Below are 20851 nucleotides of genomic sequence, written 5' to 3'. Positions count from 1 at the left end.
GCCCCTTTCAGCCCAGGGAGCCCTCTCTTTTAATGAACAATGGTAAATGTGTACTCATTCCATCTTCGAGATGATCATTTATTCTTCATATACACGCGATTGCAAACAGAGCAACCGGTAACGTGACAGAACAATTCTACTTGAAATTATAGAAATCTCTCAGCCCTTTGTCAATTCATGATCGTATTTATTTAATCGGATTGTTTTCCATAAGAGCCGGATCAGCATGGCAGCAGGGATGATCACGATGAGTCCGATGACCCCGCCGATCTCTCCTCCTGCGAGTAAAAGCACCATCATAACGATTGGATGAAAGTGCACGCTGTTCCCGATAATCCAGGGAGACAGAAGGTGACTTTCAAGCATTTGAATGACAAAAACACCTGCTACAATCCATAAAACGGCCGGAAGTGAAATCGTCGAAGCGATCAGGACAGCAGGTATCGAGCCGATGATCGGACCAACATATGGGATGACATTAAATATACCCATGATAATCGCCAGAAAAGGCGCGTAAGGAACTGAAAGAATCAACAACAGCACATACGTTAACACTGCAATGGCCATTGACAGCAGCACCTGTCCCCGAATATATCCACCGAGACTTTTATCCGTCTCTTTAAAAAAGAATCTTACTCTTTCTTTTTTTTCGTCAGGGATTAAACCATAAACCCAATGTTTGATCAACATTCTGTCCTTTAAAAGATAAAACGTCATAAACGGGACAAGCGTTAAAATGACAATCCATTTTATCGAGTCATCGAGCCCGAGGAAAACCGCCGACAGCTGACTGTCCAGCTGCTCTGTCACATGAGTGACTGTTTCCCCCGCCTTCAATTGAATCGCTTCCGGAAAGACCGTGAGCAGCTGCTCCATTTCTCTTCCTGCAGCGAACAGTTCTCCCGCTACGGTTTGTGCAGAAGTAATAAATGAAGGTCCTTCCACTATCAAAAACGGGATGCCCCATTGAATAAGTGAAATAACTGAGCAGATGATCAAAATAAAGATAATCGAGATAGATAACAAATCAGGGCATCGCGCTTTATTCAAAAGATGAACGGCGGGCAATAGCAAATACGCAAGCACCGCACTGATCAAAAGAGGGACGACTGCAGTGACAGCACTTTCCCTGACCACAAGACCGGTTTCCGTGAAGAAAAGAACCCATAAAAAAAGCACTCCACCCGCAGCCTTCAGGATGAAGCGCTTATTGATCCACTGAGTCATCCTTCAGCACCATCAAATACGATTTTTCGAGTATGGGTCAGCAGTCCATCCTCCGTAATTTCATAGAGCTTCCATTTATTTTTTGCCCGTGTAAATTCAACACAGCATGAATGACAGAAATAACGTTTTGAAGTCAGCATATCGACTTCACGGTTGGAACAGTTTGGACATGTCAATATAATCCCTCCAGTCCGGGGGTTTTTTTACTATCATTGACTGTCCAAAGATTTCCTATACCTCTGGCATAAAATCGTAGGGGCTGACGCCATTCATTCCGATCATCGGGTCCACCTGATCCGGGAACCTTTCCTGAACTTCCTGCTTCGCATCACCTTCTGAATAGCCGAGACGTTCTTTCAGAGTCGTCATCCTGACAAGATCATCCTGCCTTTCAACCCCGTAACGGAAAGCCTCTTCCTCACCGCAAAGAATTAAAAACCGGCTGCTTCGCGTGATCGCGGTGTATAACAAGTTTCTCCTAAGCATTCTTGAATAGCTTTTGACGACTGGAAGAATCACAATCGGAAATTCACTTCCCTGTGATTTATGAATAGAACAGCAGTAGGCGTGCGTGATCTGATTTAAATCCTGCCTTGTATAGGTCACTTCAACACCATCAAACGAAACGAGTACCATATCCTGCTTTTCTGTATTTTCCTTCGCGTAAAAAATGGAAATGATCTCGCCCATATCGCCATTAAACACATTACTCTCAGGCTGGTTGACAAGCTGAAGTACCTTGTCCCCGATCCGGTACGTGATATCTCCCCATTTCAATTCCTTCCTCGATCCATCCGGGTTCCCGTTCAGAAGCTCCTGTAAAAGCGTATTCAGCTTATCAATGCCTGCAGGTCCTCTGTACATCGGTGCAAGTACCTGTATGTCCTTCGGGCTGTAACCTTTATCAACGGCATTTTTTACGATCTTCCCAACTACATCATCCATCTGTCCAGCCCTGCACGGAATAAAGGAACGGTCAGGAAAGGACTGTCTGATCGTTGCAGGAACCTGTCCTTTTTTCATGTCATGGGCAAGCTCAATAATGGATGATCCCTCTTCCTGCCTGTAAATATCCGTCAGTTCAACAGACGGGATTTTTTCAGACTGAAGGAGATCCTGCAACACCTGGCCCGGTCCAACCGAAGGGAGCTGATCCTGGTCACCTACTAAAATGACCTGCATCCCTTCAGGAACGGCCTGAAGAAGCTTGTTGGCAAGCCATGTATCAACCATGGACATTTCATCAATGATCAAGAGGCGGCCGGTAATCATCCGTTCATCCTCATCCTCCATTTCCTCCTGTCCGGTAAAACCGAGAAGGCGGTGAATCGTCATCGCTTTTAATCCGGTCGATTCCGTCATCCGCTTTGCTGCGCGGCCGGTCGGGGCAGCAAGCACAACCGGAAACGGATCATCCTTGGAGTATTGATCAGGATCAAGCGAAACGCCGTGAAGTTCTGCGTAAAGTTCCACGATCCCTTTTATCACGGTTGTTTTCCCAGTACCCGGGCCGCCGGTCAAAATCATCAAAGGCGATGAAAGTGCAGTTTGAATCGCCTGTTTTTGGGAAGGCGCATAGGTCACACCAATCCGCTCCTCCAGATCACCAAGCGCCAAAAGAAATTCAGCTTCAGGAAATCCATCCTCATATTCAGTCCGGCTTAGAATGTTTTCAATACTCGAGGCTATACCTGCTTCTGAATAATAAAGGGAAGGCATATAGACCCGTTTATTTTCACCAATGATTTTTCCTTCTTCGTTCAATTCAATCAGGCTTGCTGATATATCTGTGTATTCAATCTGTTCAGGCTGATGCTTCTGCAAAAGCTCTTTGACCTTCACCATCAGGGATTTGGAATCTGCATATACATGACCTTCCTGCAGGGAGATCTGAGTCAGGCAATACAGGCACGCCGCCTTAATCCGGTCAGGGTGATTCCCGGACAGCCCCAGATGCCTGCCGAGTTCATCCGCCTTTCCAAAACCAACCCCTTCAATATCGTGAACAAGCTGGTAAGGATTTTTTTCAATCACATCAAGCGTATTTTCCTGATAAAATTGATAGATCTTCATGGATAACTGGGGACCGAACCCCCAGTCATTTAACAGTACCATGATCCGCTCAAGCCCCTGATGCTCCATCAGCACCTCATGAATGTGCTTTGCCTTTTCTTTAGAAAGCTTCGGGACCGAGTGAAGAACGGCTTCATTTTCCATGATTTTCGAAATGGCATTTTCACCAATCACATCGACGATCTTTTCAGCCGTTTTTTTACCGATCCCGTTAAACAGATCACTTGAAAGATAATGAATAATCCCCTGTTTCGTCTGCGGGAGTTCTTTTTTAAAGCGGGATGCGATAAATTGCGGGCCAAAACGGGGATGCTCTTTCACATGTCCATAAAAAAGATACGTATCCTCCTCCTGCATCGCAGGAAAGTGACCCGTTACGACCATTTCATTTTCCGCATTCTGAAGATTCGTCTCCGCCACGCGGATTCTGACAACGGAGTACATATTATCTTCGTTATGAAAAATGGTAACAATCATTCTTCCTTTCACATACAGCTCTTCTTCTGTAAACAGATCTGTCTGCTGTGCCTTCATCCCGAGTCCTCCCGAATTATTGTTCAAGTGCCTGCTTCATAATCTGACGTCCGTTTAATGCCAGATAATGATCCGGCTGAACCTCAATTGCACGTTCAAAACAGTCAATTGCGGCTTTCGCATCCTCCACAAAACCAGCATAAGCCACACCGAGATTATACAGGGCGTCTGCATGCTCGGCATCCAGCTCAACCGCAAGCTTCAGGTTTCTGATCGCCTCTTCTCCCTGCTCAATCTTTGCAAGGGCAAGTCCATACTGAAAGAACACTTCCGCATCCTCTTCAGTCAGCTCAGAAGCACGCTGCAAATAAGGTAAAGCAAGCTTTGTCTGATCCTGATTCACAAAAGACATACCGAGCATAAAATAAGCATCGCTGTCCTGAATGCCATTGTGAACAGCCTTCTCATACAGTACCGCTGCCTCCTGAAAACGCTCCTGATTATAATACAGGTTTGCCAGCGAATAATAAGCCGCTCCCGCTTTCTCATCAAGCGTAATCGCCTTCTGATAAAAACGCTCCGCTTTCTCAATTTCATTAAACTGCGCAAGAATATTACCAAAGTTAATATAAGCCGCTGCATCATTCGGATTTTCTTCAATCTGCTGATTCAACAGCTGAAGCGCCTCCTCATACTTTCCTTCCTGTATTAATGCAATCGCCTGATCATTTAAAGAACTCATCTTTCCACTCCTGAATCTGATTAAATTTGTGCCATCAGTATAACATATGTTCGGTAAAAACTGACTCATGGCTTATGTAAATGGCAATATATTTAACCAAGTCTGATTTTATATAATTTTGAAGATACATAAAAAAAGACTGGATATTCGGAAGCTTCTCCGTCTAAAGAAACGGGTTTTTCTTTCCTTTTCAAAAAGATAAGTTGTATGTAAAAACTTAAAGGGCCTGGGGCATCCGTAGACTCCTGCGGCAGAGAAGCGACAGGTGAGCCAGATGTGCGAAGCACAGCTGGCTCACCGCGCGGCGCGCGAGCGAAGGATGCCCCAGGCCCGGTTCTCCAATAATAAAAAACAAAAGCGGAACACATCACATGTTCCGCTTCCTGTATCAGCCTACATACATCAGCTGTTCAGACTTCTTGAAAATCTTATCAATCGTACCGCCACCTAAACACACATCACCATCATACAGCACAACAGCCTGTCCCGGTGTTACTGCGCGTACAGGCTCATCAAACACGATCTCCGCTTCACCATTTTCTTTAAGATGAACCGTTACTCCCTGATCAGGCTGACGATAGCGGAACTTCGCTGTACAATGAAATGTTGCTTCCTGCTGGCTGGCTGAGGTAAAGCCCATATCTACAGCTGTGATGGAATCCGAATACAGCGCATCATTGTCAAAGCCCTGCCCGACAAGCAGTTCATTTGTTTTCAGGTCTTTCCCTAACACAAACCACGGCTCACCAGAACCACCAATTCCGAGTCCGTGACGCTGACCGATTGTGTAATACATCAGACCGTCATGACGGCCGACTTTTTCGCCATCCATCGTCACCATATCACCTGGCTGTGCAGGCAGATACTGACCTAAAAACTCCTTAAAGTTCCGTTCACCAATAAAGCAGATGCCCGTACTGTCTTTCTTCGTTGCTGTGGCAAGACCTGCTTCAGCGGCAATTTTCCGCACTTCTTTTTTATCGATATTTCCGATCGGGAACATCGCTTTTGACAGCTGATCCTGTGAAAGCTGGTTCAGGAAGTACGTCTGGTCTTTATTCTGATCCAGACCGCGAAGCATTTTCACTTCCCCGTCCTGTTCCTCAACCCGTGCATAATGCCCGGTTGCAAGGTAGTCCGCACCAAGCTTCATCGCATGATCAAGAAATGCCTTGAACTTAATTTCCTTATTACACATCACATCAGGATTTGGTGTTCTGCCTGCTTTATATTCGTCCAGGAAGTACGTAAATACTTTATCCCAGTACTGTTTTTCGAAGTTTACTGCATAATAAGGAATGCCGATCTGGTTGCAGACTCTTATTACATCGTTATAGTCTTCTGTTGCTGTACATACACCATTTTCGTCAGTGTCATCCCAATTCTTCATGAAGATTCCGATCACATCGTACCCCTGCTGTTTTAAAAGCAGCGCTGCGACTGAGGAATCCACGCCTCCTGACATTCCGACGACAACACGGGTGTTTTCCGGTGTTTTTGTCATTTTCCTCACCTTTTATTCTATAGATTAACCGTGACTATTTTGTAAAACGGTCCATGATTTTTTTCAGCGTCTGAGCGATCTTTTTACCATCCTCAACTGTATTACCGTATCCAAAACTGAACCGGATGGAGTTAAAAAGCTTCTCATTCCCTTCCCCAAACATAGCGGATAAAACATGTGAAGGCTCGATTGAACCAGCTGTACATGCGGAACCGCTCGATACAGCCACCCCTTCAAGATCCAGGTTGACCAGAAGAGATTCAACGTCTGCACCATGAATGCTTAAGTTTAGCACGTGTGGAAGACTGTCCTCAAGTGATCCGTTCTGCTCATAGCGGACATTCAGGCTGTTTAATTCTTCAATCATCGCATGGCGGATCGCATTCAGCTCAGCAATCTTCTCATCTCTGTTCTGAAAGGCCATTTCCACTGCTTTTGCCAGCGCTGCAATCGCCGCTGTATTTTCTGTACCCGCTCTCTTTTTACGCTCCTGCTCGCCACCAAAAAGACCAGGGGAAAGCGAGATTCCTTCTCTTGCATATAAAAAGCCGATACCTTTCGGGCCGTTAATTTTATGGGCCGAAACCGAGAATAGATCAATACCAAGTTCTTTTGGATCAAATAACAAGAGCCCGAACGCCTGAACAGCATCCGTGTGAAACACGGCCTGATGATCCTTCAGCAGCGCGCCAATTTCCTCAATCGGCTGTATTGTACCCACTTCATTATTACCAAACATAATCGTGACCAGAATCGTGTCTTCTCTTAACGCTTTCTTGACATCATCGACGCTGATTTTTCCATTTTGATCAACAGGGAGATACGTAACATCATATCCCTTTTTCTCAAGCTCCTGGCACGGATGTAAAACCGCGTGGTGTTCAACAGCAGTCGTAATGATGTGATTGCCTTTTGATTTCATTGATTCTGCCGTTCCGAAAATCGCCAGGTTATCCGCTTCCGTCCCGCCGCTTGTAAAGATGATCTCATTAAAATGAACACCGATCTGTCTTGCAATCGATGTTCTTGCATCGTCAAGAATTTTCCTTGCTTCCCTGCCTGTTCCATGAATACTGGACGGATTCCCGTAGCTCGACGTCAGTGTTTGAACGAGAACATCAGCCACTTCCGGATGGACAGGGGTTGTAGCTGCATGATCAGCATAAATGTGATTCATGATCGTAGTCCCTCCAATTAAATATAAAACATATAGGCGTCTGATTCGCCTTCTTCTGTGTAGTTTGCCAGATCTTCAATCGTTGTATGATCCAGAACATTTTTCACTGCATCACGAATCCGGATCCACAGCTCTCTTTGAGGCGGCGCTTCATTCTCTATTCCTTCGACTGGACTGATCGGTCCTTCCAGTACACGGATTACATCACCGGCTGTGATATTCCCAGGTTCATCAGCCAGTACGTAACCGCCGTAGGCACCCCTGATACTTTTTACAAATCCGGCATTACGAAGCGGTGCGATCAGCTGCTCAAGGTAATGCTCGGAAAGATCATGTGTTTTGGCAATTGATTTTAATGACGTTGGCCCTTCACCATGATTTTTAGCAAGCTCAATCATGATCGTTAATCCGTAACGGCCCTTTGTCGAAATCTTCATCTTGTCTCCACCTTTGTTAACGTCTTTTTTGCTTTAGCCATTATAGCATATAACCGCTTCGATTGGCATTAAGGGTAACTGATAGACTATGATGGAAGAAGTGATCTTACAGGAGTGATAACTATGGCGAAAAAACCGCTTGCCTTTCGGATGAGACCGTCTGATATTGATGAAATCATCGGTCAGCAGCACCTTGTCGGAGAAGGGAAAATCATCAGACGAATGGTGAAAGCGAAACAGCTTTCATCCATGATTCTATACGGACCACCTGGAATCGGTAAAACGTCGATTGCTTCAGCGATTGCAGGCAGCACGAAATATGCATTCCGTTCTCTGAATGCCGTGACGAACAATAAAAAGGATATGGAAATTGTCGTGCAGGAGGCTAAAATGTCAGGCAGGGTCATTCTTTTGCTTGATGAAGTCCACCGGCTTGATAAAACGAAGCAGGATTTTCTCTTACCACATTTAGAAAGCGGATTGATTGTCATGATCGGGGCAACCACAAGTAACCCTTATCATGCCATTAACCCTGCGATCAGGAGCCGATGTCAGATATTTGAACTGACCCCTTTAACACCTGATGAAATGAAAAAAGCGATTTTACGTGCACTTGATGATGAGGAACGCGGACTTGGCACAGAGCAGGTCAGGCTGACTGATGAGGCACTCGATCATTTTTCTAACGCCAGCAATGGGGATGTCAGAAGTGCACTGAACGCCCTCGAGCTCGCAGTGATGTCAACAGAGGAAAAAGAAGGGGAAATCATAATTGATGTTGAAACGGCCGAAGAGTGTCTGCAGAAAAATTACTTCGCACACGACAAGGACGGAGACGCACACTATGATGTGATGAGCGCTTTTCAAAAATCCATCAGAGGCAGCGATGTCAATGCTGCCCTTCATTATCTTGCCCGGTTAATTGAAGCAGGAGACATGCCCACAATCGCAAGAAGACTTCTTGTCATTGCCTATGAAGATGTCGGGCTCGCCAACCCCCAGGCCGGTCATCGGACCCTGGCAGCGATTGAATCAGCTGAAAGGCTGGGCTTTCCTGAAGCTCGAATTCCACTTGCTGCGGCAGTCATTGAACTCTGCCTGACGCCGAAATCCAACTCCGCTATTTCAGCGATCGACAGCGCACTGTCAGATATAAGAAAAGGAAAAGCAGGGTCAGTACCGAACCATTTAAAAGATGCTCATTATAAAGGTGCTGAAAAACTCGGACGCGGAACCGAATACAAATACCCACACAGCTACCCAAGCGGCTGGGTGGAACAGCAATATCTGCCTGACAATTTGAAATCGGCGAGATATTACGAACCAAAAGAAACCGGGAAGTTCGAACAGGCACTGAAACAGATATACGGAAACATGAACAAAAAGTGAATACAATTAAAAAAGACCGGACATATGAAACAGTCCGGTCCTTTTTTCATCAGCTTGCAATATCTCTTTTCGTAAACACTGTAAACGCCAGCACCATAAAGATCGCAAAGTAGATCAAAATCATGATCACAGAGAACGTCATCGTCATCCCTTCTACAATCGGCATATTCATCTCATACATCGCAAGGCTTGTATTGGCAAAAAGGCTGTATTTAGCCCAGTCATAATACATGGCGATAAAGCTTGTGACCGTTCCACCAACAAACAACAGGAATAGGCTAATTCCAATCGCAAGCGAGCTGTTTCTGAACACAGCTGAAATCATAAACGCCATCGCCGTCAGCAAAATTACATCAATGGAGCTGTAGAAATAAATCTTCACAAGGTAGAAAATCATATTGCTTTCTTCCACTACTCCGTCTACGTAAGCAAGTCTTACCGAAGAACCTGAATCGAAGAAAATGAAACCTAAAATAATGGATAAAACAGCGGTGATCGCAACGAGCAGCATACCGAACGCACCTACGGTTAAAAACTTCGATAAAAGAATCTTCCATCTTGAAATTGGACGGATCATCAGTAGCTTGATCGTTCCCCATGAAAATTCACTTGCCACGATTCCGGACGCTACGATAATCGCAAACAATCCAATAAGGGAGATTAATAATGCATTGTTTTCCAGATATGACCATGCAGTTCCGGATGTGTTTGGTTCAATATCGTTCTCAAGTGCATAATTATTGATAGCCACCTGCGCTTCGGGATCCATCACAAAAGCTTCGCCGGCTTCGATCTGCGCATTTTGAGTCTCAAGCTGCGCCTGCCACGATCCACCTTCTGTTTCTTCCATGTTCGAGATGAAAGCATAAATCACAGTGGACCCCGCAACTGCAACGACTAACAGACCGATCATGATATAGGTTGCAACCCGGCTGAACAGCTTCATCCATTCGTTACGAATTAAATTAAACATTGACTGGCTCCCCCTTCCTGCTCGTTACTTCAAGGAATCGGTCTTCGAGCGTTTTAGCTGCCGGAGCGACTCCATAAATATCAACGTTTTCCCGAACACACCATTTGACGATTTGAGGTACATCTTCTTTTGTACAGCTGATAAGAAGTGACTGATCAACCAGCTCTACTTTCCATTCTTCAAAAACAGCCTGCATCCGTCCGATGATCTGCTCCGGATTTTCAACCTCAAGCTTAAATACCTGCGTCTGTTCAGACATAAAGTCGTTCACCGTTTGAACATCAACAAGCTTTCCATCCTGAATGATTCCGATCCGGTCACACATCATTTCCATTTCTGAGAGCAGGTGGCTCGATACGATCACAGCCATGTCTCTTTCTTTTGCCAATTTTCTTATGTAATCACGAATTTCCCTGATTCCTGCAGGGTCAAGTCCATTCGTCGGCTCATCTAGAATGAGCACTTTTGGATCATGGAGTAAGCTCTGCGCTATGCCAAGTCTTTGTCTCATCCCCAGAGAATACGTTTTTACCTTATCGTTAATTCTCTTTTCGAGTCCGACAAGCTTGACAACTTCGTCAATTTTTTCCTTTGAAATACCTTTATACATTCTTGCGTAATGAACAAGGTTTTTATAGCCTGACATAAACTTATACATTTCCGGATTTTCTACAATGGCCCCGACATGCTGGACCGCTCCTTCAAAATCCGTTTTGATGCTTTTACCGTCAATGATGACATCTCCACCAGAGAGTTTCATCAAACCGACAATCATACGGATCGTTGTCGTTTTACCAGCTCCGTTTGGCCCCAAAAATCCGAACACTTCGCCGCTGTAAACGTTAAAAGATATGTTGTCAATAATCGTTTTACTGCGAATTTGTTTTGTTACATTTTTCAGTTCAACTACTGTTTTCCCGCTCATATTCACCTCTCCTTTTTTCGTTGTTCAACCTATTTACGGACTACTTGGAAAAAAGTTTCAGGAAAATAAAAAAACGGCACAAGGCCGTTTTTTTTGCAGGATATTGATTATATAAACCGTGCCGGGTCATTCCTTCGCTTTCCGCGGCCGCGCGGTGAGCCAGCTAATGCTTCGCATCACGCTGTCTCACCTGTCGCTTCTCTGCCGCAGGAGTCTACGGAATGACCCGGCACTTTAGGTTTATAATGTTTAGCTTAGTTTAATTCATCGTGGTATTAAACGTATTCTGAATGTTTTGTTACCAAGAGAATAGTATAGAGTTTTAGCATTATATTTAATTTACTGTGCACTAAAGTTTGTTCATATTTTTGTCACTTTATTATCGCACTCTTTTAATTTCTATATCTTTCAATAAAGTGTTAATGACATGACTTGCTGCAACTAATCCAGCGACGGATGGTACAAATGCATTAGATGATGGCGGCATTTTGGCTTTCCGGATCGGTGCGTTTTCTTTGCCGACTGTTTTGTTCACTTCTTCTCTTGTAACAATCGGGCTTTCATCAGAAAAGATAACCGGAATTCCTTTTTTAATGCCCTGCTTGCGTAGCTCACGTCTGATTACTTTGGCAATCGGATCTGTGTGCGTTTTCGAGATATCGGCAATCTGGAATCTTGTAGGGTCCATTTTATTTGCAGCACCCATACTTGAAATAACCGGGATATCACGTGCGATACATTCCTTCATCAAATGAATTTTGTAGGCGATCGTATCAGACGCATCGACTACAAAATCCAGGCCATAGCTGAAAAATTCTTCATACGTTTCTTCTGTATAGAACATTTTCAGTGAAATCACTTCACATTCTGGATTGATGTCAGCAATACGTGCTTTCATCAGATCAGCTTTTGGCTGACCGACTGTTGACAATAAAGCAATGATCTGACGGTTTACGTTTGTAATTTCCACATCATCTTTATCAACGAGAATGAGTCTTCCCACGCCGCTTCGTGCCAGTGCTTCTGCTGCGAAAGATCCAACACCGCCGATGCCGAGTACTGCAACTGTTTTTCCTTTTAAAAGATCGATCCCTTCACGGCCGATCGCAAGTTCATTTCTTGAAAATTGGTGAAGCATATTAATCAACTCCAAATGGTTTCTTTAGCGGTAATAGAATAGCGTATTTTTCCGATAAGTGCAATAAGATTTAGAAATGGATCACCGATTCAATGCCCTTCGCAATCGTGACATCTGTGAAATGTAAAAAGTCCGGAGCACGAATGCTCCGGACTTTTTATGCTATGTACGGTTCGGTAAATCCCAATTGTGCCGTCAAGATGTAAGGATCTTACGTTTTGAACCCGGTCTCAGCAAGTGGGTGCCCTGTTTTCTGATTGGTGTTTCCCCGCAAAGGGATGCACGCCGCAGAAAAACGTGAGCTCCCGGATAATGAAGTGTTCGGTCAAAACTGAAGATTTGGGTAACGTGCACTTCAGGACTTACCTTGTGATTACATCATAGCATAAGAGTATATATAATACAATTTATATTCATCAATTTTTCTGAAGATTCAGAGATAATCTTAATTCGTCCAGCTGAGCATCACTTACTTCACCCGGTGCATTTGTCAGCACACAGCTTGCGCTCGCTGTTTTAGGGAAAGCAATCGTGTCACGAAGGTTCGTTCTGCCTGCAAGCAGCATGACAAGACGATCAAGTCCAAGCGCAATTCCACCGTGTGGAGGTGTTCCATACTCAAAGGCTTCTAAAAGGAAACCAAACTGTTCCTGTGCTTCTTCCTGGCTGAAGCCGAGCACCTCGAACATCTTTTCCTGAATTTCGCGTTCAAAAATACGCAGTGATCCGCCGCCAAGCTCGTAACCGTTTAATACGATATCATAAGCCTGCGCACGGACAGCACCCGGGTCTGTCTCCAGTAAAGGAAGATCTTCTCTCACAGGCATCGTGAACGGATGGTGAGCGGCAAAATAACGGCCGGCTTCCTCATCGTATTCAAGTAACGGCCAGTCTGTCACCCAAAGGAAATTGAAGGCTTTTTCGTCAATCAGGCCAAGATCTTTACCAAGCTTTGATCTAAGTGCACCAAGTGCATCTGCTACGACTGATTTTTTATCCGCTACAAATAGTAACAGATCTCCTTCAGATGCATCAGCTGCAGAAATAAGCGACTGCTGCTCTTCTTCATTAAAGAACTTTGCAATTGGTCCTGCAATGCCGTCAGCTGTTACTTTCAGCCATGCCAGCCCTTTTGCTCCGTAACGGCCTGCAAATTCACCAAGTGCATCAATGTCCTTACGTGAATATTGCTCTGCTGCACCTTTGGCATTAATCAGCTTAACCTGACCACCATTGGCAACGGCTCCGCTGAATACTTTAAAGCCTGATTCTTTAACCAGCGCTGAAACATCCGTCAGTTCCATACCAAAACGTGTATCCGGCTTATCAGAACCGTAACGCTCCATCGCATCCTGATAAGTCATTCTTGGGATTGGCAGCTGAATTTCAAGACCCTTTACATCCTTCATCATCTCGAACAGCATTTGCTCATTCATGGCCATAATCTCTTCCTGACTCATGAAGCTCGTTTCTATATCGATCTGTGTAAATTCAGGCTGACGGTCTGCACGCAGATCCTCATCGCGGAAGCAGCGAGCAATCTGATAATAGCGGTCAAATCCGCCGACCATTAACAGCTGTTTAAAAAGCTGAGGTGACTGGGGAAGTGCGTAAAATTCTCCTTCATGAACGCGGCTTGGTACAAGATAGTCACGCGCTCCCTCAGGTGTACTCTTCGTCAGCATCGGTGTTTCCACCTCAATGAACTGTGCATCATCAAGGAAGCGTCGAACTGATTTTGTAATCGCATGACGCATCTTGAATGTTTCTGCCATTACAGGGCGGCGCAGGTCAAGGTAACGATGCTTCAGTCGGATCTCTTCTGCAGTTTCCGCCTTATCTTCAATGGCAAAAGGAGGTGTTTTGGCTTCACTGATAATCGTCACGGATTCTGCGTGAATTTCAATGGCACCTGTTGCAAGATTCGGGTTCACGGTTCCTTCCTGTCTCGCCTGAACCGTTCCCTCAATGCTCAGTACATATTCACTACGGATTGTTTCAGCTGTTTCAAGTGCCTCTTTTGAAAAATCCGGATTGAACACAACCTGGACAATCCCGCTTCTGTCACGCAGGTCTACGAAAATCAGTCCACCAAGGTCACGTCTTTTCTGAACCCATCCTTTTAGGGTGATTTTCTCACCAATCGCCGCTTCCGGTACTTCTCCACAATAAAATGATCGTCCAAACATATTAATCCCTCTCCTCACGCTTTTCTGATGTAGTTAATGACTTCGTCTAAAGGTACGGTTTCCTGTGTGCCATCGTGCATATTTTTAACGGCAGCCTTGCCTTCCTGCAGTTCATTTTCACCAATGATGACCACATATTTCGCCTGAATACGGTCTGCTGTTTTTAGCTGACCTTTCATTTTCCGGTTCAAAAAGTCCATCTCGGTGCTGAGTCCGCTGTGGCGTGAAGTGTAGTTCAGCTCCACTACTTTATCCTTCGCCTCTTCACCCATGGCTACAAAGTAAGCATCCACCTGATCATTGACTTCGAGCTCAACCTGTTCAGCATCAAGCGCTGCCAGCAGACGTTCAATACTGAGGGCAAAGCCGATACCAGGGGCAGTTGGTCCGCCGATCTGCTCAGTAAGACCGTTGTATCTTCCACCACCACAGAGTGTCGTAATCGCGCCAAAGCCTTCCGCATTACTCATGATTTCAAAAGCAGTGTGGTTGTAGTAATCAAGCCCGCGAACAAGATTCGGATCCAGTTCATATTCGATGCCCATGATGTCCAAATAGTGCTGAACCTTTTCAAAATAGGCCTTCGATTCTTCATTTAAGAAATCCTTAAGTGAAGGTGCATTTGCGATCAGTTCGTGATCCCGGTCTTTTTTGCAGTCAAGAATGCGTAAAGGGTTCTTCTTGAGACGCACCTGACAATCAGAGCAGAATTCATCAATTCTCGGTTCAAAGTGCTGAATGAGCGCTTCCTTATGCGCCAGTCTGCTTTCTGTATCTCCAAGGCTGTTCAGCACGAGCTTCAGTTTTTTCAGACCCATACGGCTGTAAAGCTCCATCGCCAGTGAGATCACTTCTGCGTCAATCGCCGGATCGTCACTTCCAATCGCTTCTACACCGAACTGTACGAACTGTCTGAAACGGCCTGCCTGCGGGCGCTCATAGCGGAACATCGGACCGCTGTAGAAAAGCTTAACGGGCTGAACGGCCTGACCGTGCATTTTGTGCTGAACGTAGGAGCGGACAACTCCTGCAGTTCCTTCAGGGCGCAACGTCAGATTTCTGTCACCGCGGTCTTTAAAGGTATACATCTCTTTTTGTACGATATCCGTTGTATCTCCCACACCGCGCTCAAATAATTCAGTATGTTCAAAAATAGGGGTTCTGATTTCCTTATATTGATACTGTCGGCAGATTTCAGCTGCAGTCTGCTCGATCAGCTGCCAGCGGCCTGTTACATCCGGAAGCAGGTCCTGCGTTCCTCTTGGTATATTAATGGTCACATCAATTCCTCCTTTAAATTTCCAGCAAACACAAAAAAATCCCGTCCCTTGTCCGAAAACAAGGGACGGGATTTGATTTCCCGTGGTGCCACCCTAATTGAAGCATAAGCTTCCACTTTAAGCAGTTAACGCCTGCCTACGTTTCTTCCTAATGAGTGATGAGCCACTGTTCAGAAAAAAGCCTACGGAGTGTTCATTCAATAAGGCGTCATGTGAGTCTGATCTCAGCCGCGTCAGACTCTCTCTTTTCATGCGGGATCTTACCTACTGTTCTCCATCAACAGCTGTTTGTGCGTTTATAATGATGTTATCAATCATAATAACGTAATCCATTGTTGTCAAGAGGAATTGTCAGATCTCTCTTTTTTGAAAATTCTAATGACTTCATCCCGGATTTTCTATATCATATTGACTATTAAGAATATCCGCAACATGAGACTGAGGTGATGTGATGAAACAACGGATTAATATTTTTATCATTTTCCTGCTATTATGTTCATTTGTTCCCTTTCAAGGTGTATCTGCAGAAGAAGGCAAACTAACACCGGCCTACCCATCTATTCAGATAAGAGAAGGCCCGGGCCTTGCTTATCCACCGGTAGCTTCCGGGTCAGAAGGTGATCGTTTTACCGAAATATCCAGAGAGTATGGATGGGTACATGTTGAAACGTCAGACGGACAGATGGGATGGATTGCCGAATGGCTTTTAACTGAGGTTTCCGTGGCACAACCGGAAACTGAACAAACAGAGAATCCATCTTCTTCAGCCGTTACCACCGACCAGCTCCGGGTAAGAGACGCACCGTCTGAAGAGGGAGAAATTCTGACGGTTCTTGCTGCAGGTGAAGTCTTACAGGTACTTTCCGAAGAATCAGACTGGAGTGAAATCCGGACATCGACGGGAGTCACCGGCTGGGTATTTTCAGCATACATAGAAGCGCAGGAAACAGCTGATGAGGACACAGGCTCTGAATCGAATCGTGCTTACGGAACCATTCTTGTAGATCGTCTGAATGTGAGAAGTGACGCTTCAGCAGAAGGTGCTGTGATCGGAACGTTAAACAGCGGTGATCAGGTAAATGTACTGGATGAACAATACGGCTGGCTGGAGGTCGAAACCGGATCCATTAGCGGCTGGGTCAGCTCTTCTTATGTCGAATACAATCTTCAGGGGAGCAATGCTGCAGATGAAATCCCGGCTGATGAGCCACTGCAGGCAGATATACACATAACAGCTGATGGCTTAAACGTCAGAAGCGAACCCGACAGAACGTCTGAATCAATCGGAACAGTTTCATTATACGAATCGTACACGGTCCTTGATCAGTCAGGAGAATGGGTACTGATTGAATTCAGGGAAGGCGAGCAGGGCTGGATCGCTTCATGGTACACTGCTCCTGGCAGACACGCAGGCAGCTCAAGCGTTACAACCGGGCAGGAGGAGAGTATTACGATTCTTTATAACGGTTCCAATATTCGCCGCGAACCCTCTACCAATGCAGAAATTGTCTACCGCGCCCAGGCGGGGGAAGTTTTTTCAGCTCTTTCGCATGAAGGTGACTGGATTGAAATTAAACTGGCTGATGGAACGTCAGGTTTTATTGCAAACTGGATCGTTTCATCAGATGCCAAGCCCGATGATGAAGCTGACAGTTCCGGGGTAACTGAAGAGCCTGAGACTGACAGTGAACCTGTGACCTCTATTGAGGATGCCACTATTGTCATTGATGCAGGGCATGGAGGCCGTGATGGCGGAACTATTGGTGCTTCAGGCACTCTGGAAAAATCCATTACGCTTCGCACTGCCGAAATTCTCTATCATAAGTTGGTAAGCGCAGGGGCAAATGTGATTATGACGCGACAAGATGACCGTTATATTGAGCTTCATCAGCGCGTTGCCATTTCACAACAGCATGATGCAGATGCGTTTGTTTCCATTCATTATGATTCAGTTGATGATCGCAGTGTCCGAGGATACACTACCTATTTTTACGGAGGCCCGGATGAGGATCTGGCCAATGCCATTCATACCGGTCTTGAAGATCAAATGACGATCCGCAATCGTGGTGTCCACTTTGGAAATTTCCTTGTTTTACGTGATAACACTGCCCCATCTGCTTTAATTGAGCTTGGTTTTATCAGTAACCCATCGGAGGAAGCGTCTGTAACGAATGACCGTTTCAGAGAAATTGCCGCAACCGGGATTTACAATGGATTAACAGTGTATTTTTCAGGTGATGAAGACTGACAAAAACAGGCAAAGGTCCCGGTCATGTGTTTGACCGGGACCTGTATGCTGTATATCTTTTTTTCAATAAAGAGCTTCATGAATGAATAAATCAATTCGCCTAAAATTAAAAGACCGCACAAGTTCTTCCTGATTCAAAAGAGCTTGTACGGTCTTTGTTATTTACTTTCTACGATGAGTGTGACAGGACCATCATTTGTGAGAGATACATCCATCATCGCACCGAATACGCCGGTTTCCACCTGAAGCCCTTTTTCTCTGAGCAATTCGTTAAAATGTTCGTATAAAGGCTCGGCATGATCAGGTCTCGCAGCAGCCATAAAATTAGGTCTGCGCCCTTTTTTCGTATCCCCGTATAAAGTGAATTGTGAAATGGATAAAATCTGCCCTTCACGATCCAGGACAGAATGGTTCATTTTCCCCTCTTCATCTTCAAAAATTCGCAGTTTAGCGATTTTCTCTGCAGCATAAGCACAGTCCGCCTCACTGTCATCCTGACTGATTCCGACTAACAGAACAAGGCCATGAGGGATCTGTCCTGTTACATTTCCATCAACGGTTACTTGTGCTTTTTTACTTCTTTGTACGACCACTTTCACTGTTAAAAGCCTCCAGTATCAGTTTACAATTCGCTGAACAGCGTAGATGTCCGGTATTTGTTTGATCCTGTCCACTACCCGCTGAAGATGGGTGACGTTTTGAATCATGATGGACATGTTAATCGTCGCGATTTTATTACGGTCGCTTCTTCCGCTGACAGCAGAGATATTGGTTTTTGTTTCATTAACCGCCTGCAGGACCTCATTTAATAAACCTCTGCGGTCGTAACCGGAGATTTCAATGTCCACGTTGTATTCCTTGCGGTTATCGGTAGTGCCTTCCCACTCAACGGGAATTAAGCGTGCTTCTGAATCCCCCTGAATATTCGGACAGTCATGACGGTGAACTGAGACGCCGCGGCCTCTTGTGATAAAACCAATGATCTCATCACCAGGCACAGGGCTGCAGCATTTTGACAGACGTACGAGAAGATTATCGATTCCTTTTACCGTTACACCTGCATCCTTCTTTTTCTTCGGAGAAGGCGGTTTAATATCTGCCATCGCTTTTTCAAGCGTGTCTTCTTCATCACGAAGCTTCCGGAGACGATCCGTCAGACGGTTGGCAATCTGTGCCCCCGTGATCCCGCCGTATCCTACAGCCGCATAAAGGTCTTCTTCACTGGCAAAATTGAATTTCTCATAAACACGTTTCATATTTTCATCTGTCAGAACAATTTTAGGGTCAAAATCAAGCGCACGGATTTCACGGTCAACGACGTCGCGGCCTTTTTCCACATTTTCTTCACGCCGCTGTTTCTTAAAGAACGCTTTGATCTTGTGCTTAGCCTGGGAAGTCTGTGCCAGCTTGAGCCAGTCCTGACTCGGGCCGTAAGAATGCTTGGAGGTCATGATTTCAATAATATCGCCAGTCTTCAGCGTTGAATCGAGCGGTACCATTTTACCGTTCACCTTGGCTCCAATTGTTTTATTTCCGATTTCAGAGTGAACCCTGTAGGCAAAATCAATAGGTACCGATCCGGCAGGCAGCTCCATAACATCTCCTTTTGGCGTGAACACATACACCATATCAGAGAACAGATCGAACTTCAGCGCATCCATAAACTCCTCAGCATCAGACGAATCCTGCTGAAACTCAAGAATTTCACGGAACCAGGTTAACTTCTTTTCAATTGACTGTTTATTGTCTTCATTGACAACAGTTCCTTCTTTATAAGCCCAGTGAGCCGCTACCCCGTATTCTGCAATGCGGTGCATATCGGACGTACGGATCTGAACTTCAAGCGGATCCCCTTTTGGACCAATGACGGTCGTATGGAGAGACTGGTACATATTCGGTTTCGGCATGGCGATATAATCTTTAAATCGACCAGGCATCGGCTTCCAGCACGTATGGATAATTCCGAGCACAGCATAACAGTCCTTAATACTGTCAACCAGAACACGCACAGCAAGAAGGTCATAGATTTCATTAAACTGTTTATTTTGCATCGCCATTTTTTTATAGATCGAATAAATGTGCTTCGGACGGCCATAAATTTCCGCATCAATGCCTACTTCATTTACCTGCTGGTTAATTTCATCAATGACGTTATTGACGTACTCTTCCCGTTCGTTACGTTTCTTTTTCATCAGGTTAACGATTCGGTAGTATTGCTGAGGATTTAAATATCTGAGCGCTGTATCCTCAAGTTCCCATTTAATAGCGGATATACCGAGGCGGTGAGCAAGAGGAGCGAAAATTTCGAGCGTTTCGTTCGAAATCCGAATCTGCTTTTCCACCGGCATATGCTTCAGCGTTCTCATATTATGAAGACGGTCAGCAAGCTTGATCAGAATAACCCGAATATCCTGTGCCATGGCAATGAACATTTTCCGGTGATTCTCCGCCTGCTGCGCCTCTTTTGATTTATATTTGATTTTTCCAAGCTTGGTCACGCCGTCAACGAGCATTGCCACTTCTTCGTTGAAACGTTCGCGTAAATCATCATACGTATATATTGTATCCTCAATCACATCGTGCAGAAATCCTGCTGCAACGGTTGAGGGATCCATTTGAAGGTTTGCCAGGATGCCTGCCACCTGAACAGGGTGTATGATGTAAGGCTCACCCGATTTTCTGAACTGTTCTTTATGGGCCTCTTTAGCCAGCTCATAGGCTTTTTTTACAAGGTCAACCTGCTGATCATTCATATAGGTTGCCGTAATCTCGAACACTTCTTCCGCGGTAAGCACCCGATCATTTGCCATACGTTTTATCACCTTTATCATTCTTAATAGTTTTGAGTATTGTTTCTATTATTAATAAAAAATCAATTTATGTAAAGCAATTCCGGCTGTTTTCGTAAAATAAGCACAAAGCCGCCGGTAAAATTAACGAAATTTTACTTCTAATTCTATGTTCAGCTAAAGATTGAAAAAAGAAATGTATCCTGGCTTAATCGTCTTCTTTCAAATTATGTGATTCGGGATATGAAAAAGAGTCCCTTTTGATCAGGACTCTTTGCTGCTTAAC

Annotated in this window: 16 protein-coding genes, 1 other RNA gene and 1 other annotated feature; of the genes, 2 read left to right on the top strand and 15 right to left on the bottom strand. The window is 45.0% G+C overall.

Annotation, left to right across the window (positions count from 1 at the left end):
• Positions 1-159: 159 nt before the first annotated feature.
• The 7 genes from H7968_RS14270 to cymR form a co-directional block, all read right to left on the bottom strand.
• Entirely contained in the window at positions 160-1227 is a 1068-nt protein-coding gene (locus H7968_RS14270; RefSeq protein ID WP_227396775.1) for an AI-2E family transporter, read from the bottom strand.
• A complete protein-coding gene (locus tag H7968_RS14265; protein ID WP_227396774.1) occupies positions 1224-1403 on the bottom strand; it encodes a hypothetical protein in 180 nt (59 codons plus the stop codon). The genes H7968_RS14270 and H7968_RS14265 overlap by 4 nt, the downstream gene beginning before the upstream one ends.
• Positions 1404-1458: 55 nt before the next feature.
• Positions 1459-3834: an SF1B family DNA helicase RecD2 gene (recD2, locus tag H7968_RS14260; RefSeq protein WP_227396773.1), complete on the bottom strand. Its 2376-nt coding sequence runs from the start codon at positions 3832-3834 to the stop codon at positions 1459-1461.
• 16 nt (positions 3835-3850) lie between these two features.
• Positions 3851-4516 carry a tetratricopeptide repeat protein gene (locus H7968_RS14255; protein WP_227396772.1) on the bottom strand — a complete coding sequence of 222 codons (666 nt, stop codon included), beginning with the start codon at positions 4514-4516 and terminating at the stop codon, positions 3851-3853.
• 388 nt (positions 4517-4904) lie between these two features.
• The gene (gene mnmA, locus H7968_RS14250) at positions 4905-6020 is read right to left on the bottom strand and encodes a tRNA 2-thiouridine(34) synthase MnmA (RefSeq protein WP_227396771.1); all 1116 of its coding nucleotides are present in this window, start codon (positions 6018-6020) and stop codon (positions 4905-4907) included.
• Positions 6021-6054: 34 nt separating this feature from the next.
• Positions 6055-7197, bottom strand: coding sequence for a cysteine desulfurase family protein (locus H7968_RS14245; protein WP_227396770.1), 1143 nt, complete (start codon positions 7195-7197; stop codon positions 6055-6057).
• A gap of 17 nt (positions 7198-7214) precedes the next feature.
• Positions 7215-7634: a cysteine metabolism transcriptional regulator CymR gene (gene cymR, locus H7968_RS14240; protein WP_227396769.1), complete on the bottom strand. Its 420-nt coding sequence runs from the start codon at positions 7632-7634 to the stop codon at positions 7215-7217.
• 123 nt (positions 7635-7757) lie between these two features.
• On the opposite strand from cymR, the gene H7968_RS14235 reads away from it, so the two are divergent.
• Entirely contained in the window at positions 7758-9023 is a 1266-nt protein-coding gene (locus tag H7968_RS14235; protein WP_227396768.1) for a replication-associated recombination protein A, read from the top strand.
• Between the two features lie 49 nt (positions 9024-9072).
• Here the strand turns inward: H7968_RS14235 and H7968_RS14230 are convergent, their stop codons facing one another.
• From H7968_RS14230 to hisS, 6 genes are all read right to left on the bottom strand, one after another.
• Complete coding sequence (locus H7968_RS14230; RefSeq protein ID WP_227396767.1) at positions 9073-9996, bottom strand: ABC transporter permease; 924 nt, start codon at positions 9994-9996, stop codon at positions 9073-9075.
• Positions 9989-10921, bottom strand: coding sequence for an ABC transporter ATP-binding protein (locus H7968_RS14225; protein ID WP_227396766.1), 933 nt, complete (start codon positions 10919-10921; stop codon positions 9989-9991). Before H7968_RS14225 ends, H7968_RS14230 begins: the two co-directional genes overlap by 8 nt.
• 379 nt (positions 10922-11300) lie before the next feature.
• On the bottom strand, positions 11301-12059 hold the full coding sequence (locus H7968_RS14220; RefSeq protein WP_227396765.1) for a tRNA threonylcarbamoyladenosine dehydratase: 759 nt from the start codon (positions 12057-12059) through the stop codon (positions 11301-11303).
• A gap of 176 nt (positions 12060-12235) precedes the next feature.
• A non-coding RNA gene (gene ssrS, locus H7968_RS14215) (6S RNA) lies at positions 12236-12424 on the bottom strand.
• 51 nt (positions 12425-12475) lie between these two features.
• On the bottom strand, positions 12476-14248 hold the full coding sequence (aspS, locus tag H7968_RS14210; RefSeq protein WP_227396764.1) for an aspartate--tRNA ligase: 1773 nt from the start codon (positions 14246-14248) through the stop codon (positions 12476-12478).
• A gap of 14 nt (positions 14249-14262) precedes the next feature.
• Positions 14263-15528: a histidine--tRNA ligase gene (hisS, locus tag H7968_RS14205; RefSeq protein ID WP_227396763.1), complete on the bottom strand. Its 1266-nt coding sequence runs from the start codon at positions 15526-15528 to the stop codon at positions 14263-14265.
• A gap of 58 nt (positions 15529-15586) precedes the next feature.
• Positions 15587-15818, bottom strand: a binding site (T-box leader).
• A gap of 161 nt (positions 15819-15979) precedes the next feature.
• Between hisS and H7968_RS14200 the strand changes: the two genes are divergently transcribed.
• Positions 15980-17776 (top strand): SH3 domain-containing protein, encoded by a 1797-nt coding sequence (locus H7968_RS14200; RefSeq protein WP_227396762.1) that lies wholly within the window; start codon positions 15980-15982, stop codon positions 17774-17776.
• 158 nt (positions 17777-17934) lie between these two features.
• Here the strand turns inward: H7968_RS14200 and dtd are convergent, their stop codons facing one another.
• Both dtd and H7968_RS14190 read right to left on the bottom strand, forming a co-directional pair.
• The gene (gene dtd / locus H7968_RS14195) at positions 17935-18375 is read right to left on the bottom strand and encodes a D-aminoacyl-tRNA deacylase (protein ID WP_227396761.1); all 441 of its coding nucleotides are present in this window, start codon (positions 18373-18375) and stop codon (positions 17935-17937) included.
• A gap of 18 nt (positions 18376-18393) precedes the next feature.
• Positions 18394-20586 carry a RelA/SpoT family protein gene (locus H7968_RS14190; RefSeq protein WP_227396760.1) on the bottom strand — a complete coding sequence of 731 codons (2193 nt, stop codon included), beginning with the start codon at positions 20584-20586 and terminating at the stop codon, positions 18394-18396.
• Positions 20587-20851: the final 265 nt, after the last annotated feature.

Source organism: Jeotgalibacillus aurantiacus, from assembly GCF_020595125.1.
Classification (GTDB): domain Bacteria; phylum Bacillota; class Bacilli; order Bacillales; family Jeotgalibacillaceae; genus Jeotgalibacillus; species Jeotgalibacillus aurantiacus.
This window is presented reverse-complemented; position numbering and strand designations above follow the sequence as displayed.

What these genes read in the sequence shown, in the direction of transcription:
- H7968_RS14190 (WP_227396760.1), bottom strand. Translation starts at nt 20,586, where the DNA reads ATGGCAAATGATCGGGTGCTTACCGCGGAAGAAGTGTTCGAGATTACG.
- H7968_RS14245 (WP_227396770.1), bottom strand. Translation starts at nt 7,197, where the DNA reads ATGAATCACATTTATGCTGATCATGCAGCTACAACCCCTGTCCATCCG.
- recD2 (WP_227396773.1), bottom strand. Translation starts at nt 3,834, where the DNA reads ATGAAGGCACAGCAGACAGATCTGTTTACAGAAGAAGAGCTGTATGTG.
- H7968_RS14200 (WP_227396762.1), top strand. Translation starts at nt 15,980, where the DNA reads ATGAAACAACGGATTAATATTTTTATCATTTTCCTGCTATTATGTTCA.
- H7968_RS14255 (WP_227396772.1), bottom strand. Translation starts at nt 4,516, where the DNA reads ATGAGTTCTTTAAATGATCAGGCGATTGCATTAATACAGGAAGGAAAG.
- cymR (WP_227396769.1), bottom strand. Translation starts at nt 7,634, where the DNA reads ATGAAGATTTCGACAAAGGGCCGTTACGGATTAACGATCATGATTGAG.
- H7968_RS14220 (WP_227396765.1), bottom strand. Translation starts at nt 12,059, where the DNA reads ATGCTTCACCAATTTTCAAGAAATGAACTTGCGATCGGCCGTGAAGGG.
- H7968_RS14230 (WP_227396767.1), bottom strand. Translation starts at nt 9,996, where the DNA reads ATGTTTAATTTAATTCGTAACGAATGGATGAAGCTGTTCAGCCGGGTT.
- aspS (WP_227396764.1), bottom strand. Translation starts at nt 14,248, where the DNA reads ATGTTTGGACGATCATTTTATTGTGGAGAAGTACCGGAAGCGGCGATT.
- mnmA (WP_227396771.1), bottom strand. Translation starts at nt 6,020, where the DNA reads ATGACAAAAACACCGGAAAACACCCGTGTTGTCGTCGGAATGTCAGGA.
- H7968_RS14270 (WP_227396775.1), bottom strand. Translation starts at nt 1,227, where the DNA reads ATGACTCAGTGGATCAATAAGCGCTTCATCCTGAAGGCTGCGGGTGGA.
- H7968_RS14225 (WP_227396766.1), bottom strand. Translation starts at nt 10,921, where the DNA reads ATGAGCGGGAAAACAGTAGTTGAACTGAAAAATGTAACAAAACAAATT.
- H7968_RS14235 (WP_227396768.1), top strand. Translation starts at nt 7,758, where the DNA reads ATGGCGAAAAAACCGCTTGCCTTTCGGATGAGACCGTCTGATATTGAT.